The 16082-nt window shown below is 73.3% G+C and carries 17 protein-coding genes; 4 read left to right on the top strand and 13 right to left on the bottom strand.

Features of this window, described 5'->3' with window-relative positions:
• Nucleotides 1-81 precede the first annotated feature (81 nt).
• A complete protein-coding gene (locus IRQ30_RS13670) occupies nucleotides 82-2220 on the bottom strand; it encodes a fibronectin type III domain-containing protein (RefSeq protein WP_227467557.1) in 2139 nt (712 codons plus the stop codon).
• Nucleotides 2221-2372: 152 nt separating this feature from the next.
• Nucleotides 2373-3578 carry a HupE/UreJ family protein gene (locus IRQ30_RS13675; RefSeq protein WP_193613447.1) on the bottom strand — a complete coding sequence of 402 codons (1206 nt, stop codon included), beginning with the start codon at nucleotides 3576-3578 and terminating at the stop codon, nucleotides 2373-2375.
• Nucleotides 3579-3755: 177 nt separating this feature from the next.
• On the opposite strand from IRQ30_RS13675, the gene IRQ30_RS13680 reads away from it, so the two are divergent.
• Together IRQ30_RS13680 and IRQ30_RS13685 are read left to right on the top strand one after the other, a co-directional pair.
• Nucleotides 3756-4454, top strand: a complete 699-nt coding sequence (locus IRQ30_RS13680; protein ID WP_193613449.1) for a type 1 periplasmic-binding domain-containing protein — start codon at nucleotides 3756-3758, stop codon at nucleotides 4452-4454.
• Between the two features lie 78 nt (nucleotides 4455-4532).
• Nucleotides 4533-5030, top strand: coding sequence for a thioesterase family protein (locus IRQ30_RS13685; RefSeq protein ID WP_193609723.1), 498 nt, complete (start codon nucleotides 4533-4535; stop codon nucleotides 5028-5030).
• Here IRQ30_RS13685 and IRQ30_RS13690 read toward each other — a convergent pair.
• The 4 genes from IRQ30_RS13690 to IRQ30_RS13705 form a co-directional block, all read right to left on the bottom strand.
• Nucleotides 5027-5614, bottom strand: a complete 588-nt coding sequence (locus IRQ30_RS13690) for a rhomboid family intramembrane serine protease (protein ID WP_193613451.1) — start codon at nucleotides 5612-5614, stop codon at nucleotides 5027-5029. The two genes, IRQ30_RS13685 and IRQ30_RS13690, sit on opposite strands and share 4 nt — an antisense overlap.
• Nucleotides 5611-6507, bottom strand: a complete 897-nt coding sequence (locus IRQ30_RS13695; protein WP_193613453.1) for an LLM class flavin-dependent oxidoreductase — start codon at nucleotides 6505-6507, stop codon at nucleotides 5611-5613. Before IRQ30_RS13695 ends, IRQ30_RS13690 begins: the two co-directional genes overlap by 4 nt.
• A 36-nt stretch (nucleotides 6508-6543) precedes the next feature.
• Complete coding sequence (locus IRQ30_RS13700) at nucleotides 6544-7863, bottom strand: MFS transporter (protein WP_193609721.1); 1320 nt, start codon at nucleotides 7861-7863, stop codon at nucleotides 6544-6546.
• Nucleotides 7864-8003: 140 nt separating this feature from the next.
• A complete protein-coding gene (locus tag IRQ30_RS13705) occupies nucleotides 8004-8774 on the bottom strand; it encodes an enoyl-CoA hydratase-related protein (protein WP_193613455.1) in 771 nt (256 codons plus the stop codon).
• A gap of 180 nt (nucleotides 8775-8954) precedes the next feature.
• On the opposite strand from IRQ30_RS13705, the gene IRQ30_RS13710 reads away from it, so the two are divergent.
• The gene (locus IRQ30_RS13710; RefSeq protein ID WP_338089702.1) at nucleotides 8955-9251 is read left to right on the top strand and encodes a GIY-YIG nuclease family protein; all 297 of its coding nucleotides are present in this window, start codon (nucleotides 8955-8957) and stop codon (nucleotides 9249-9251) included.
• Between the two features lie 373 nt (nucleotides 9252-9624).
• Here the strand turns inward: IRQ30_RS13710 and IRQ30_RS13715 are convergent, their stop codons facing one another.
• The 7 genes from IRQ30_RS13715 to IRQ30_RS13740 all read right to left on the bottom strand — a co-directional run bounded on the left by IRQ30_RS13715 (nucleotide 9625) and on the right by IRQ30_RS13740 (nucleotide 15568).
• Nucleotides 9625-11718, bottom strand: a complete 2094-nt coding sequence (locus IRQ30_RS13715; RefSeq protein ID WP_338089705.1) for a reprolysin-like metallopeptidase — start codon at nucleotides 11716-11718, stop codon at nucleotides 9625-9627.
• Nucleotides 11667-12251, bottom strand: coding sequence for a hypothetical protein (locus tag IRQ30_RS23450; protein WP_227467558.1), 585 nt, complete (start codon nucleotides 12249-12251; stop codon nucleotides 11667-11669). The genes IRQ30_RS13715 and IRQ30_RS23450 overlap by 52 nt, the downstream gene beginning before the upstream one ends.
• A gap of 113 nt (nucleotides 12252-12364) precedes the next feature.
• Complete coding sequence (locus IRQ30_RS13720) at nucleotides 12365-13036, bottom strand: dihydrofolate reductase family protein (protein WP_193613457.1); 672 nt, start codon at nucleotides 13034-13036, stop codon at nucleotides 12365-12367.
• Nucleotides 13033-13584: a class III extradiol ring-cleavage dioxygenase family protein gene (locus IRQ30_RS13725; RefSeq protein WP_338089703.1), complete on the bottom strand. Its 552-nt coding sequence runs from the start codon at nucleotides 13582-13584 to the stop codon at nucleotides 13033-13035. Before IRQ30_RS13725 ends, IRQ30_RS13720 begins: the two co-directional genes overlap by 4 nt.
• Nucleotides 13581-14444, bottom strand: a complete 864-nt coding sequence (folP, locus tag IRQ30_RS13730; protein WP_193613458.1) for a dihydropteroate synthase — start codon at nucleotides 14442-14444, stop codon at nucleotides 13581-13583. The genes IRQ30_RS13725 and folP overlap by 4 nt, the downstream gene beginning before the upstream one ends.
• Nucleotides 14441-15361, bottom strand: coding sequence for a glucosyl-3-phosphoglycerate synthase (locus tag IRQ30_RS13735; protein WP_193613460.1), 921 nt, complete (start codon nucleotides 15359-15361; stop codon nucleotides 14441-14443). The genes folP and IRQ30_RS13735 overlap by 4 nt, the downstream gene beginning before the upstream one ends.
• A 33-nt stretch (nucleotides 15362-15394) precedes the next feature.
• Nucleotides 15395-15568, bottom strand: coding sequence for a hypothetical protein (locus IRQ30_RS13740; protein WP_193613462.1), 174 nt, complete (start codon nucleotides 15566-15568; stop codon nucleotides 15395-15397).
• A gap of 169 nt (nucleotides 15569-15737) precedes the next feature.
• On the opposite strand from IRQ30_RS13740, the gene IRQ30_RS13745 reads away from it, so the two are divergent.
• The gene (locus IRQ30_RS13745) at nucleotides 15738-15956 is read left to right on the top strand and encodes a hypothetical protein (protein ID WP_193613464.1); all 219 of its coding nucleotides are present in this window, start codon (nucleotides 15738-15740) and stop codon (nucleotides 15954-15956) included.
• The last annotated feature ends 126 nt before the right edge of the window (nucleotides 15957-16082 follow it).

Here is a 16082-nt window from a genome sequence, read left to right on the forward strand (position 1 = left end):
ACCGGCCCTGCCGTGGCATGCACGACGGGCCCGGCGGAGGGGGGGAGCCGCCGGGCCCGTCGCGGTCATGCGGTCATGCGGTCAGCGGCGCGCCTTGACCTTCGCGGTCGCGCTGCTCACCTTGGCCACCGTGGCGTAGCCGGCCAGGCGGCCGGTGACCTGCACCGAGATCCGCTTGCCCTTGAGCTTGCCGGTCACGGTGAGGGTGCGGCCGGTGGCGCCGGCGACGGCCTTGCCGTTGGCCATCCAGCGGTAGCTGAACGACGTACCGGCCGTCCAGGCACCCGGGGCGGCCGTGAGGCGCTTGCCGACCTTGGGCGTGCCGGTCACCCGCGGGGTGGCCGAGCGCAGCGTGCCGGCCACGACCGGGGAGGTCGCGGGCGCGGTGACGGAGGCGTCCTCGTAGAGCTCGTGGCTGCCCACGACCTCGACGGTGATGGCCTTGCCGAGCTGCGCGGCGCGCAGGACGACCGAGGAGCCGGTGCCGCCGAAGGCGACCCCGTCGGCCTTCCAGCGGTACGTCGGCGTCGTGCCGGGCGTCCACTCGCCGGCGACCGTCGCGGTCAGCGTGCTGCCGACCTTCGGGGTGCCCTTGATGGCGGCCGCCGCCGGGGCGGAGACCACGCGGTGCACGTTGACCTGGTCCTGCACGGAGCCGACGCCGCCCTGGGGGTTCTTGGCGGCCTTCCAGGTGCCGTCGGTCATCGACAGGGCGTTGGACGCCGTGCCGCACCACTCACCGTCGACGGTGTTGCGCTGGACGGCGGGGTTGGGCGTGCTGCCGTCGCACTCGCCGCTGCGGATGTTGGCGACGGTGAGGCGCTTGTTCGTCACCGAGACCCGGATGTAGGTGGGGACGTGCTCCTGGTTCTCGACCGAGTTGGCCCAGTGGCGCACGTGGCCGTCCTTGTCGGTGTCACCCTCGTCGAGCGGGTCGGGACCCATGTCGCCGTTGTTCAGGGTGACGTCCGGCTCGCTCAGGTCGTAGTACTTCGAGCCCGAGGCGCTGTTGGCGGTCACGTAGAGGACGCCGCCCGGTCCGGCGGTGACGTCCGGCGCGGCGGGCTTCTCGGCCGCGTCGGCCTTGGCGCCGCGCTTGTTCAGGTAGCTGCGCGAGTAGGAGTGGTCGTGACCCTGCAGGACCACGTCGACGCCGAGGCGCGAGAAGGCCTTGGGGAAGTCGAGGCGGCGCTTGGCGGCGTCGCCGTCGTCGGCGTGCGCGGCCGGCGAGTACACCGAGTGGTGGTAGACGAGCACGGTCCACTTCGCCTCGGCGCCGTGCTCCTCGATGACGTCGGTGACGTAGTTGATGTGCGCGGCGTTGCCGGTGCCCGTGGCGCCGCTGCTGACCTGGTAGCTGTTGGAGTTGATGTCGACGAACAGCACGTCCTTGTACATGTACCAGTAGTTGCCGCCCGAGGTGTTCGACGCCGGGTTGCCGTTGGCGTAGTACTCGCGCGACGCGTCGTGGTTGGGCACGTGGAAGTGCTGCTCGTAGTTCTTGCGGCCCACGTCGTGGTTGCCGATCGTCGCGGCGAACGGGGTGGAGCGCAGCTGGTCGGGAGCGAGGAAGGCGTCCCACTCGGTCTCGTAGCCGGCGTGGTCGACCTGGTCGCCGCCCGAGACGTAGAGCTCGGCGTCGGGGTCCAGCTCGGAGGCCACGTCCAGGGTGTGGCCCCAGCCCTTGCCGTCCAGGGCGACGTCGCCGGACGAGCCGATCTGCGGGTCACCGAGGAAGAGGAAGTCGAAGTCGCCCTTGGCCGCGCCGGTCTTGAACTCGTACGTCTTGGACCAGTGGCTCTCGCTGCCGACCCGGTAGGTGTACTCGGTGTCGGGCTTCAGGTCCTCCAGGACGAGGTAGCCGTGCGCGAGCTCGGGGGTCGGGCTGGCCTGACCGGCGTCGGCGGGGCTCGTGTTGAGCTCGGCGTCGACGGGGATCGGGACCGCGCTGGCGGGGAACTGGTCGCCGGTCAGGGTGCTGCTGGGCGCGATCTGAACGCCCTGGGCGCCGTCGGTGCTGGCGGACCAGGAGATGACGCGCTCGGTCTCGTCGGCACCCACGGTGAGGACGATGTCGGTGATGTCCGCGGCCGGGGAGTCGGCCTGCGCGGACGGGAGGTTGAGGCCGCCGTAGACCGCGGCGCTCAGGGTCACGGCCGCGACGGCGGCTGCGGCCCGGCGACGGCCGCGGGGTGCGGCCGACGTGGTGGAGAGCTTCATCGAAGTGCTTCTTTCTCGACGAGGGAGGCGTGGAACCTGCGGGCAGGGCCGCAGCCCCGCCAACCTGTCGGCGTGGGATGTCGCGCGCGTGAACGGAGTCTGTCTCCGGCCCGGCCGCGCGCCGAAGACGCCGCGAGCCGACCGTCGTACGGCTAGGCCAGGACGCGCTGGACGAACCACACGAGGCCCATCGCGGCGACCCCGGCGGACACGAGGCCCGTCACCCACAGGGCTGTGACGGGTGAGCGACGGCGCAGGAGGACCAGCAGGGGGAACGCCACGGCGATCATGGCGAGCTGCACGGCCTCGATGCCGATGTTGAAGACCAGCAGCGACCACAGCAGCGTCCACGACCAGGCCGCGTCGATGCCGAGGGCACCGGCGAACCCCAGACCGTGGACCAGGCCGAAGCAGAAGACGATGCCCAGCCGGCCCCAGCCCGTGCGGTCGAGGCTCAGGTGGCTCTGCGACGTGGACGCGATGTCCAGGGCTGCGCCGCGACGACGCCAGATCGTCACGAGGTGCCAGGCGGCGACCACGGCGATCGAGAGGGCGATCACCGGCTCCACGAGATCGGCGGGGACGTCGACGAGCCCGAGCGCGGCCAGCACGAAGGTGACCGAGTGAGCGAGGGTGAAGCTGGTCGCGGCCAGCACCACCTCGCGCAGCCGCCGCGAGCCTGCGATCAGCGCGACGAGGAACAGCACGTGGTCGAGGCCGCCGTAGAGGTGCTCCGCCCCGAGCCGGAAGAACTCCCAGAAGCGCTCGAGGGTCGACTGCTGCGTGGAGAACGTCGGGTCGTCGCTGTCGAGGGCGGCGCTGCCGTCGCGCAGGTCGAGGTCGTAGGTGACGACGGTCTTGGTGTCCTTGACGTAGCCCTCGTCGTCGGGGAACAGCTCGCTGGTCACCTCGTGGACGTCGGCGGCCGGGCAGTCGTAGTCGAGGACGAGGTGGGCGTAGGGGACGTCGCGCATCTCGATCTCGTAGTCGCCGTGCACCGTCGGGGTGCAGGCGGCTCCGGCCGCGGTGACCGCGAACCGGTCGGTGACGTAGGCGACGACGGAGTCGGAGTGCTCGGCCAGGGCCGTGGCCTGGGCGGGCAGGTCGCCGTCCTCCCACGCCGCGGTGCCCTCCTCGAAGAGCGGGTCGTCGTCCTGGTTCTCGGCGGCCGAGACCACGAGCAGGTCGTACTCGAGGCCCAGGTCGACGCGGACCACCCCGGTCTCCGGCGACGTCACGTCGGCGTAGACGGTCGAGGAGAAGCCGTGCGCCTGCGCGCCGCCCCACGGCAGCAGGAGGACGAGCGTCGCGAGCACGAGCAGGACGCCGGCAGCGGACCGGCGGAGGGCAGGGGGCACCGAGGACTCCTTGAGAGGGGCGAGCGCGCGTCACCCTGGCCGGGTCGGGCCAACGGTCGGGGCGCCCTCGGCGAACGCCTGGCGAACAGCCGCTACGTCGGTCGTCTGCGCGTGGAGGAGGGCCGGACGCCCCTGCAGACTGGGAGCGGCACCACCCCCGCCTACCCCAGGAGAGCCGTGCTCCCCCGCACCACGACGACCGTCGCCGTCGCCCTCGCCGCCCCCTTGCTGGCCCTGCTGCTGACCGGCTGCGGCGCCGACCCCGACCGTGCTGGGGCCGTGCCCACCGGGTCGTCGCCGACCGGTGCCCCGACGGCGGCCCCCGTCACCGCCGGGCCCGGCTTCGCCCCGGCCACGCCGCCGCCTCCCGCCGGGACGTTCACGCCCAGCCCGGGCTCCTGGGACGGCGTCGCTCCCGAGCCGGGCTACCGCGTGGTCCTCCTGACGACCGAGGAGGACGCGGCGACCCGGGTGCTCTCGGACGCCGTCCGCGCGTGGGCGGAGGAGGTGGACGCCGACCTGAAGGTGATCGAGGCCGACGAGCCGCACGCGTACGTCGACCGCATCCAGGAGTCCGTGGACGAGGCCGCCGACCTGGTGGTGACGACGGGCGAGGGGCTCGTGGACGCGCTGGCGCTGGTCACGGCCAGCCACCTGGACCGCCCGTTCCTGCTGGTGGGCGCCGAGCTTGCCGAGCCGACCGCCAACGTCACGGCCGCCGACTGGACCGGGGCGGCCTTCCGCGGTGAGGGGCTGGGGCGTCCCGCCACCCACGACCCCGCGTCGTTCACGCCCGAGCGCGCCGCCCGGGCCGTGCGCGCCGGCGTCACGGCAGTGCTGACGGGCCACTCCGGCACCGTGGTCTGGCTCGACTAGGCAGGGCCTGCGGGCGCTCTCGCAGCCGGAGCCGACCCAGGCGACCGATTGCGGCACGGCGACGGGTACGGTCGGGCCGTGACTGCCCAGCCCGCGTACGACCAGGTCGCCGCACTGCCGGCGTACTCCGAGCAGGCCATCCCGGCCGCGTTCGAGGACTTCAACGGCCACCTCAACGTGCGCCACTACCTCGGGATCGCCAGCGAGGGGCTCGACGAGTCCCTGGTGGAGGTGGGCATCCCGCAGAACTGGCCGCTCGCCGCGGGCCAGGCGGTCTTCTCCGCCGAGCACCACCTCACGTACTTCTCCGAGCTGCGCACCGGCGACCGGATCTCGGTGCGGGTGCGGCTGGTCGGCCGCTCGCGCCGCGCCGCGCACGTCGTGGTCTACCTGCTCGACGACTCGCACTCGCGCGTCAGCTACGTCATGGAGGAGGTGCTGCTCCACATGGACATGGAGACGCGCAAGACCTCCGACTGGCCCGACGACGTCGCCGACCGCATCGACGAGCGTCTCGCCGAGGAGAAGAAGCTGCCCTGGGTGCCGGCGCTCTCCGGCTCGATGCAGCTGCGCTAGAGCGAGCTCCGCTCCCGGCGCTCGCTGAGCGCGTACGCCGCCAGCGCGCCACCGGCTGCCCCGAACAGGTGGCCCTGCCAGGAGATGCCCTCCTGGCCCGGCAGCACGCCGAGCAGCAGACCGCCGTACAGGACGAAGAGCAGGATGCCGAGCGCGATCTCTCGCACCCGGCCGGTGAAGAAGCCGCGGAGCATCAGGTAGACCAGCCACCCGAAGATCAGCACCGAGGCGCCCAGGTGGGTGGTGCCGGAGGGGGCGACCAGCCACACGCCGACGCCGCCGACCACCCAGATGACGGCAGTGACCGCGAGCCCCCGGCTGACGCCGGAGACCAGCACCAGGAACAGCAGCACCAGCGCGGGGACCGTGTTGGCGGCCAGGTGGCCCCAGCCCGCGTGCAGCACGGGCGCGAACAGGATGCCCAGCAGGCCGTCGCCCTCGCGCGGCTGCACGCCGAACTGGTCGAGGCGGTGTCCGACCGCCGCGTCGATGATCTCGAGGGCCCAGAGCAGGACCACGAAGGCGCCGGCGCCGACGGCGGCCTGCGACCACGCCGAGCGGGTGTCGGGGCGCGGCGTCCTCATCGCAGCAGCTCCGCGACGCGCTCGACCTGGGAGACGCCGGAGCCGGTGGGGATCAGGTGCACCTCGTCGGCGCCGGTGTCCTCGAAGCGCCGCAGCGTGTCGCGCAGCTCGGCGAGGGTGCCCGCGAACCCGGTGGTGGGGGCCATGGCGTCGACGAGGGAGACCGGGAGCCAGTTCATGTAGTGGCGCAGGTGGCGGTGCACCTGGGCGCGCGCCGACCCGTCGCCGTCGTCCAGGGCGAACCAGAACGACGTGGTCAGGCGGGGCTCCGGCCGCGCCGCCTCGGCCCAGGCCGCGCGGGCCCGGTCGAAGAGCCCGGAGACGGCGGCCGTGTCGAGGTCGAGCGTCACGCCGGCGAGCCCGTCGGCCCAGGCCGCGGAGTGGCGGATCGTGCGGGGACCCATGGTGCCGACGAGCAGCTCGGGGCCTCCGGGCTGGGCGGGTGACGGCCCGACCGGGCGGGTGGCGCCGGTGACGTCCTCGCCGGACCAGACGCGCCGCATCACCGCGACGCGCTCGGCCATGCCGCGCATCGTCTGGGTGGCGGGGTCGGCGCCGGCGGCGCGGTAGTCCTCCTCGCGGCCGCCCACGCCGAGGCCGACCGTGAGCCGGCCCTCGCACAGCCGGTCACCCGTGGCCAGGGCCTTGGCGAGCCAGACCGGGTCGTGCAGCTGCGGGACGATGACGGTGGTCGCGACGCGCACCCGCGACGTCCAGGACGCGACGGCGCCGAGCAGCGTGAGGGTCTCGGGGTTGTCGAAGGCCATGCGCTCGCCGAAGCACAGGGAGGCGAAGGGGCCCTCGTCGATCGCGTGCGCCCAGTCCTCCAGCGTGCGGGCGCCGCGCTCCCACAGGTCGGGCTCCATCACCGGCAGCGTCATCCCCACGTGCATGGCGACACTGTGGCAGAGAGCCGGTGAGCGGCGGGGTCAGACGGGCTCGCGCACGCGCCGGAGCTCGGGGACCAGGGCCACGAGGCCGAGGAGCGGCAGGACCGCCAGCACGGCGAGGGACGCGGGGATCCCGGCGACCTCGCCGAGGCCGCCGACCACCGCGGAGCCGACCGAGCCGCCCACGAGGAAGAGGAGGGTGGCCACTCCGAGCGCGACTCCGCGCACGTCGAGCGCCACCGACTCCCCCACGGCCGCCATCAGCGCGGGCTGGCCGAGGCCGAAGGCGACGGTCACCAGCGCCACGGCGACGACGAGGACGACCGGCGAGACCAGCCACGTGCCGAGCGCGGCGAGCAGCAGGGCCACGGTCGACACGATGCCGGCCAGCCCGAGGGCGGCGGCGGGGCCGATGCGCGAGAGCAGCGTCCCGGCCGTGCGCGGCATCACCATGGCGAGCAGCGCGCTCGGCACCAGCAGCAGGCCGACCTGCCAGGCCGCCCAGCCCTCGTGCACCAGCACGGCCGGGACGGCGACCAGGTGCGCGAACCACGCCGCCGGGATGGCCGCCGCGGCCAGCGAGCTGCGGACGACGGTCGCGTCGCGCACCACCGAGAGCGGCAGGAAGCCGAACGGCCGCCGACGGACCCGCCAGGTCACCGCCGGGACGCCGAGCACCAGCAGCACCCCGCCGACCAGCGCGATGAGCACGCCCGCGGCCGGCGACTGCACCAGCAGCACCAAGCCGGCGGCCGTGGCGGCCACCAGGACCGCGCCGATGACGTCCAGGCTGGCGCCCGAGCCCTCGGGGCTGAGCGCGCGCCACAGGAACGGGATGACGGCCACGCCGAGGATCGGCAGCGCCATGACGAGCCGCCAGCCGAACGCGTGCTCCAGCAGGCCTCCGGCCAACGGGCCGAGGCAGCTGATCGCGGCGGCCATGCCGGCCAGGCGGCCCAGCGCCACGCCGCGCACCTCACCGTCGTACCGCTTGCTCAGGACGGCCACGCCCAAGGTCGGCACCGCCGCGGCGCCGGCGCCCTGGAAGACCCGGCCCACGAGCAGCACCTCGAACGACGGCGCGAACGCCGCCACCAGCGCGCCCGCGGTCATCAGGCCGATGCCGACCAGCAGCGGGATCCGCACGCCGACGAGGTCGGAGACCCGGCCGTAGACGGCGGTGGTGACGGCGAGCATCAGCACGTAGAGGGTGATCGTCCAGGTCGCGTCGCCGACGCCGACCCCCAGGTCCTCCCCCAGCAGCGGCAGCGCGATCGCGGCCGACGAGGACCCCATCCCAGCCAGCCCGAAGAGGATCCCCAGCAGCACGGAGACGCGTCGCGAGTCGTTCGGGGTCATGTGACGGCCCAACACCGCACACCCACCCCCCATTCCCCCACCGGTGGTCGAGCGGCGAGGAGCGCCAGCGACGAGCGTCCGTCGAGACCCCGTGAGCCAAGGAGCCCCCGCGGTGGTTGAGGTGCGAGCGAAGCGAGCCCCTACCGCCCGAACGCCGGCCTCTCCTTCGCCAGGAACGCCCGCACGCCCTCGGCGAAGTCGGGCCCGGTGTAGACCTCGCGGAGCACGTCCGCGTCGCCCTCCGGGCTCGCCTCGAGGCGTCGGGAGCGGTCGAGCAGCTGGTGCTTGGTCGCGCGGACGGTGACCGGCGAGAGCGCCAGGATCCCCTCGACCAGCGTCTCGAGCTCGGCGTCCAGCTCGTCGACGTCGGCGACGACCGACATCAGCGCCCCGACGGCGTACGCACGCTCGGTGTCGACCAACCGCGCGGCCAGCAGCATCTCGCGCGTGAGCGACTCCCCGAAGACCGACGCGCACCGGTAGACGATCGAGCCGGCCAGGGCGTTGCCGAGGGTGCGCGCGATCGGGTAGCCGAAGCGGCTGCCCGCCGTCGCCAGCCGAAGGTCGCAGTGAGTCGCCACCGCCAGCCCGCCACCCACGCACACCCCGGAGACCGCGGCGACGGTCACCTGCGGCAGCGCGTGCAGCGACTCCAGCAGCTCGCGGATCCAGTCCTCGTAGGCGACCGCGTCGGCGTCGACGAAGTCGGAGATCTCGTTGCCCGCCGCGAACGCCCGCCCTCCGGCGCCGCGCAGCACCAGCACCTTCACAGCGGTGTCCTCGCGCAGCTCGGCGCACAGCTCGCGCATCCCGGCGTACATGTCCCGCGTGAACGCGTTGTGCCGCTGCGGCCGGTCGAACGTGACCTCCACGACCCCGTCGCCCCGCCGCACCCGCAGCTCATCACTCACGCCAGCACCCTAGTCGGCCGCCCTGCGGTGGTTGAGGTGCGACGAGCGACCACCGGTGGTCGAGCAGCGAGCGCCAGCGAGCGCCCGTCGAGACCCCCGCACCAGCGCAGGGCGTCCGCACTGTCCACAGGCCGGGGAAGCCGCCTCGACATCGACCGCGAGCATGGCCGACCCTCGATCGTGCCTTGGACCTACATCGTCGAGTGCGCCGACGGCTCGTTCTACGTCGGCAGCACCACCGACCTCGAGCGCCGCGTCAGCCAGCACAACCTGGGCCTCGGGGCCGCGTACACCCGTCTGCGTCGCCGTCGCCCGGTGACCCTGGTGTGGGCGGCGGAGTTCGCGAGGGTCGACGACGCGTACTACTACGAGAAGCAGATCCAGAACTGGGGTCGCGCGAAGCGGCTCGCGCTGATCGAGGGCCGGCTCGGCGACCTGCCCGCCTTGGCGAGGGGACGGTCGCTGCCGCCTGCGTGAGGTCGGCCAGGCCCTGCCCACCTCACGGGGTCTCGACGGGCGCTCGTCGCTGGCGCTCCTCTCTGCTCGACCACCGGTGGGAGCGCCTGTCGAGAGCCGCAAGCGCCTCCACTCACGGGGTCTCGACGGGCGCTCGTCGCTGGCGCTCCTCTCTGCTCGACCACCGGTGGGAGCGCCTGTCGAGAGCCGCAAGCGCCTCCACTCACGGGGTCTCGACGGGCGCTCGTCGCCGGCGCTCCTCACTGCTCGACCACCGGTGGGAGCGCCTGTCGAGAGCCGCAAGCGCCTCCACTCACGGGGTCTCGACGGGCGCTCGTCGCTGGTGCTCCTCTCTGCTCGACCACCGGTGGTCGAGCGGCGAGGGGATCAGAGGTCAGCGGATGCGGATCCTGGCGTCGTTGATGTCGAAGAAGTAGTTGCGGTTGGCGGCGATCATGATGCGGGCGTGCTTCGCCTTCTTGCGGGGGATGCGGACGGTCGCGCGGCCGTCGTTGGGGGTGGCGGAGCGCAGGGTGTAGCGCCAGGTGCGACCACCGTCGACGGAGAGCAGGATCCGCACGCGCTGGGCGAGCTTGCGGGTGCCGTTGACCTTCCAGGTGACCTGCCGCACCGACCCCCGCTTGAGGGTGACGCTCTTGCCGCCCTGCGAGGTGACGAGGAACGGGCCGGCGCTCGGGTCGAGCCGCAGGGTGACACCGTCGTAGGAGACGCCGCCCCCGTTGGGGAAGGTGTCGCGCGCCGTCAGCCGGAAGTGCATCGCAGGCTTGGTCGAGCCGGCGGTGCCGACGTAGCGCTTGGGCGGCAGGAACTCCGAGTAGCACGCCCGGACCCGAGACGGCACGGGCTTGTAGTCGTCGAGGTCGTCGGGCAGCGGAGCCACGGCGGGGCACCTGCCGGTCTTGGCGTTGGTGTTGCCCTGGAGGATCTGGTGGAGGTCGGGGAACATCCGGGTGCCGGTGGTGCCCGCCAGGTTGATGCCCGGGGAGGGCGACTCCAGCGTGCCCGTGTCGCTGACGGCGGCGGCCGTGCCGAAGACGCGGAAGAGCGGACCGGTGAACTTGCGGTTGGACACCAGCGCGGTGCCGCCGTCGGTGGTCTGGGTGTCCTCGGCGCCGACGTCCATCTGCTCCCACAGGTAGACGAGCTTCTGGCCGTCCCGGTCGGTCGCCGACCCCTTGAGCTGGAACGGCGTGCGCACCGGGATCGTGCGGTTGGCCGGTGCCCGCACGACCGGCGCGCGGTTGCGGGTGGTGGTGACCGAGATGCCGCCGTTGTCGGGCGCTCCGCCCTTGGCGGTCTCCCCGACGAAGCCGGTCACGCCGCCGGTGGTGGGACCGAACGTGAGCGGGTCGATGTCGGTGTGCGCGCCCGGCGCCTCCGGGTCGGCGGACGGGGCGAAGATCACCTGGAAGCCCGTGTCGTCGGGGGCGGTGAGGGGGGCGATGTCGTTGGTCGGGGTGTTGAAGGGGTCGTAGCCCCAGCCGGCGATCGTGACGTCGCGGCCCGTGAGCGACTCGACGGCCGCCTCGATGCCGGCGGCGTTGTAGTTGCCGCCGCGTGTCAGCGTGGCGGATCCCGCGCCGAAGCCGAGGTCGAAGCTGTCGCCGTCGTCGGCGAAGTCGCGCAGCGACACCGTCTGCACCTCGACCACGGGCGGGACCGTGCCCTCGGTGTAGGCGTTGACCTCGTCGAGCGTCTTGCCCGCGAAGTAGGGGTCGGTGTGGGGCTGCAGGTCGTCCTGGAGGCAGATCCCGGCGTAGGCCATCACCGAGGAGCCGGAGCCCGGCTCGACGGAGGTCCCGCCGTTGCGGTTGCCCCCGGCACACGAGCCCTGGACGCCGTTGAAGGTGTGGTTGCCCGCGAACTGGTGGCCCATCTCGTGGGCGACGTAGTCGATGGCGAAGAAGTCGCCCTTCGGCTGCGGCAGACCGGTGCAGCCACCGCCCTTGAAGTCCCAGCCGACGACGCCGAGGTAGGCGACCCCGCCGCCGTTGACGCCGAGGGCGAGGTGGCCGATGTCGTAGTCGGACGCGCCGATCAGCTGGCCCAGGACCGTGCGGTTGCGGCCCAGGCCGGGAACGTCGCAGTACTCGAGCTGGGAGGCGACGTCGTCGGCGTCGCCGGGACCGCCGAGGTTCTCCGGGTCGAAGCACGGGTGGGCGCCGCAGGGCCCGTCGGGCCCCGAGGCCTCCGCGACCGTGTCGAGGTTGAGCTTGTCGGTCTCGTTGACCAGGCGGAGGTTGATGGCGAGGTCGTCGTTGTAGATCTGGTTGACGCGGTTGATGAGGGTGACCTTCTCCGCCAGCACGTTGTCGGTGCCGAAGTAGGCGGCGTACGACGGGTCGCTGGTCAGGGCGAGCCGGTAGATCTTCTGCCTCACCACGCCCCCGGGGGCGGTGCGCGCGGCAGTCCTGGTCATGGCCTTGCGCACGGCCGGCGCCTCGCGCTCGGCGACCTGGTCCTCCATGCGGGGCACGGAGCCGCCGTAGTAGCTGAGGTGCCCGGTGGTGCCGCGGCGGTCGTAGGCGGGGTCGACGTAGTAGGCGCGCTGGCCCTGCGGGCCGCGGACGGCGGCGTGCAGGCCCATCGGGGTGACGTCGAGCGCGATGGAGGTCGAGGTCGGTCGAGGGAGCGGCCGGCGAAGGTGTCGAGCTCGGGGTGGGCCGCGGCGAGCTTCGACTCCATCACCTGGGTGCGCTGCACCGCGAACCGCTCCGACCCGCCCGCGGGCGTCGGCACGCGGAAGACGATGCTGCCGCCGGACCCCGCCTGGGGGGCCTGGGCCAGCGCCGAGCGCACCTGCTTGAGGTCGACGCGCACGGCGGCGTACTTGTCGGGAGCGATGCGCACCCGGTCGCCGGTGGGCGAGAAGCCCGGCAGCGCGCGGTACATCGTGGGGCGGTCGGCCACGGCGCCGGCCGAGGCGTCGAGCGCAGGCAGCATGCCGGCGGCCAGCACCACCGAGACGGCCGCGACGAGGCGGCGAGAACGAGACATCACGAGGTGGCTCCTAGCTCCCGGAAGTCGCCCGTCCGCGGAGGCACAGGCCCAGTCTCAGCACTGTAGGAGCCCTCGCCGACGGTGGGAAGGACCTGCCGAGCGGAACTTCCCGGCTAGCGGCGCACGAGCCACCGGGCGAGCAGCGTGCCGTCGTGCTCGAGCAGGGTGTGCAGCTCCAGGGGCACGTCGAGGGGCGGCGCCGCCACGATGCGCGGGTGGTCGCCGCCGACCAGCTGCGGCACGACCGTGCTGGTCAGCTCGTCGGCCACGCCCTGCGCGAGCAGCGCCCCCAGCAGGGACGGGCCGCCCTCGGAGAGGAGGTCGACCAGGCCCCGCTCGACGAGGCGCTCCTTGAGCTGCGCGAGGTCGACCTCGTCGTCGCCGAGCGTCAGCACCTGCTCGGCGCCGAGCAGCGCGCGGGCCTCCTCGAGCCCCGAGGCGCCGGTGGTCGTGGCCATGAGCACCGAGCCGGACGGCGCGTCCCGCAGCCGCTCCGGCACGTCGGCGCGCCGGCTCACCAGCACGATGGGCACGTCGACCGGCCGGTAGCCCTCGGTGCGCGCGGTCCCGGCGCCCACGACGATCGCGTCGGCGAGGCCGCGCAGCGTGTCGAAGACCTGCTTGTCCGCGGCGTTGTTGATGGAGCCGCTCTTGCCGGACTCGCCCGTGGCCGCGCCGTCGACCGTCGAGACCATGTTGACGCGCAGCCACGGCGTGCGCGGGGCGGCGTACAGCCGAGGCAGGTCCACCTCGTCCTCGGTGGCCGAGCCCATCAGCACCCTCATCGTCGTACGCCTTCCATCCGCATCACCCAGTACTGCACGCCGAAGGGGTCGGCGTCGTAGTCGACGCTCACCGACGCCGGGTCGACGTCGACCTCCTGCGCCAGCCGCACCAGGCCGTCGACGTCGGCCCACAGCTCGCGCGCCAGGTCGGCGTCGACGGCGCCGGGCCGCCCGGCCGTCAGCGCCGCCCGCAGCTCGTCGTCGAAGCCCAGCGCCCGGTCGTCCAGGTGTCCGGGCGCCTTCTCGGTCCGCGTCGCACTGCCGTTGGCGACGACCAGCACTCCCCCAACCGGTGGTCGAGGTGCGGCGAGCGCCTGCGGTGGTTGAGGTGCGAGCGGAGCGAGCCTCGAAACCACCTCCCCGCACAGGTACGCCGCCACCCGCTCACCCTGCGGCGAGGCGACCACCCGCGGGCCGGCGCCGAGCCACGCGACCGCGTCGAGGCAGGCCGACCGCAGCTCGGCGACCGGGTCCTCGAGGCCGCCGTACGACGGCAGCAGCGCGAGGACGCCGGGCACGAGCACGACCCGCACGGGCGCGCCGCTCACTGCAGGCCCCGGATCGCGCGACGAGGCGGGCGTCGGCCGGCGATCGTCCACACCATGTCGACGGTCTGCCGGGTCTCGACGACCTCGTGCACGCGGTAGACGCGCGCGCCGGCGAGCGCGCAGACGGCGGTCGCGGCGAGGGTGCCGGTCAGCCGCTCGCCGACCGGGAGGTCGAGGGTCTCGCCGACGAAGTCCTTGTTGGACAGCGACACCAGCACCGGCCACCCGGTCGCCACCATCTCGTCCAGGCGGCGGGTCACCTCGAGGGAGTGGAAGGTGTTCTTGCCGAAGTCGTGCGCCGGGTCGATCACGATCGACTCGCGCGCGACCCCGGCCGCGAGCGCCCGCTCGGCGTAGCCGACGGTGTCCTCGATCGCGGACCGCACGACGTCGTCGTACTCCACCCGGTAGGGGCGGGTGCGCGGCGTCGCTCCCCCGGTGTGGGTGCAGATGAGCCCGGCCCCGAACTCCGCGGCCACGTCGACCAGCTCGGGGTCGGCGCCGCCCCACGCGTCGTTGAGCACGTCGGCGCCGGCCTCGCAGACCGCGCGGCCGACCTCGGCGCGCCAGGTGTCGACCGAGATGACGAGTCCGGGGAAGCTCTCGCGGACCTGCGCGACGAAGTCGACGACCCGGGCCTTCTCCTCGGCGGCGTCGATCTCGACGCCGGGAGCGGCCTTGATGCCGCCGATGTCGACGATCTCCGCACCCTGCTCGACGACGAGCCGCACCCGCTCGAACGCCTTGTCCTCCGCCCAGGTCGCGCCCTTGTCGTAGAACGAGTCGGGGGTGCGGTTGACGATCGCCATCATCAGCGTGGCGTCGTCGTCGAAGTCGTGTCGTCCCAGCCGCAGCGTCATGCGGTCACCGCCGCCGGCCGCTCGCCGACGTCGACGAGCCGCTCGGCCGGCACGATCGTCCCGCCCTCGGAGCGGTACTGCCGCAGCACCACGGACCCCCCGGTGGTTGAGGTGCGAGCGGAGGGAGCCTCGACACCACCCCGCCGCCGCTCCACGGCCGCGAGGATCTGCGTCGCCATCGCCCCGAGGTCGAGCAGCGCCTGGTGCGCGTGCGAACGGCGCCCCAGGTCGACCTGCGCGATCGCGCCCGGTCCCCGCAGGGCCAGGGTGTCGATCAGCGCGGCCAGCTCGACGGCGTACCCGGTAGGCACCGACAGCGTCTCGAACAGCGAGCGCCGTACGGCCCACTCCCCCGCGAGCGGCTGCACGAGCCCGGCGAGCTCGGGGTACTCCAGCGCCAGGACCGGCCGCGCGACGAGCTCGGTCACGCGCCCGCCGTCCAGCGGACCGCCCTCGCCGTCGAGCAGCGGTCGCTCGTAGAAGCCCTTGACCAGCGCGACGTCCGGCTCGGTCAGCAGCGGACCCAGCAGCCCCGGCACGAAGTGGGTGTCCCAGTCGAGGAGGTCGGCGTCCATGAAGACGATGACCTCGCCGGTGGTGACGAACAGCGACTTCCACATCGCCTCGCCCTTGCCGCCGATGGTCCCGAGGTCGGGCCGGATCTCCGCGGAGCGGTGCACGACGGCTCCCGCGTCGGTCGCCACGTCGTACGTCGCATCCGTGGAGTCGGAGTCGATCACGACCACCTCGTCGAGCAGTGCCACCGTGTCGACCAGCGCGCTGCGCACCCGGGTGACGACGTCACCGACGGTGGCGGCCTCGTTGCGCGCGGGCACGACCAGGCTCACCCGGGTCTCCCCCTTGGCGGCCAGCAGGTCGTCGAGGGACCAGTCGTCCCAGTGAGCGGTGCGGAGCACGTGGCGAGCGTAGCCATGCCCCCGGCATGGCGCTCAGCCGATGAGCACCCGCCGGATCCGGTGCAGGGCACCGAGAATGCGCGAGGCGAGGTCGTCAGCGGGTCCCGCCACCGCGCCACGGCGCTCGAGCGCCTGCCGGACGCGCAGGTGGTCGTCGTCCATGCCCATCCACTCCGCGACGTCGAGCGGCACCGGTTCCCAGGTCATGCCCTCACGGTGCCGCCGTCCGCTCCGTGACGCATACCCAATTCAGGGGAAACGGAGAACTCACTATCGCTTGATCAGGCTCACCGCAAGATGCGTATCTATGCAATTCATGGTCAACGGACCCCTCCGCATGTCACCATCGATCCTTGACTGATCGGGGGATCGGACGATGCAGCAGCGGGAGTTCGAGAAGCTGGACGAGACCGTGGAGGGCGCTGCCCGACACGCCTGCCGGGCGCTGGTCGCGCTCGACGACCTGCGGACCTCCCCTGATCCGGTGCTGAGAGCGGCCTACCGCGACCTGCACGACCTGCTCGGCGACCTGGGCGGTCTCCGAGCGCAGCTGGGCGTCATGCACCTGGTCGAGTCGCTCCACCTCTCGGCCTGAGTGCACTGCGGGACCCGGGCCGTCGGGCGGGGGCCCGGCGGCGCGGGTCAGCCCTGCTGCGGCTCGGCGGCCGGCGTGGCGCGACGGGCGGCCTCCAGCGCGCCGTACGCCGCGGCGGCGCCGAGC

This window comes from Nocardioides lijunqiniae (assembly GCF_015024225.1).
In the GTDB taxonomy this organism is placed as follows: Bacteria; Actinomycetota; Actinomycetes; order Propionibacteriales; family Nocardioidaceae; genus Nocardioides; species Nocardioides lijunqiniae.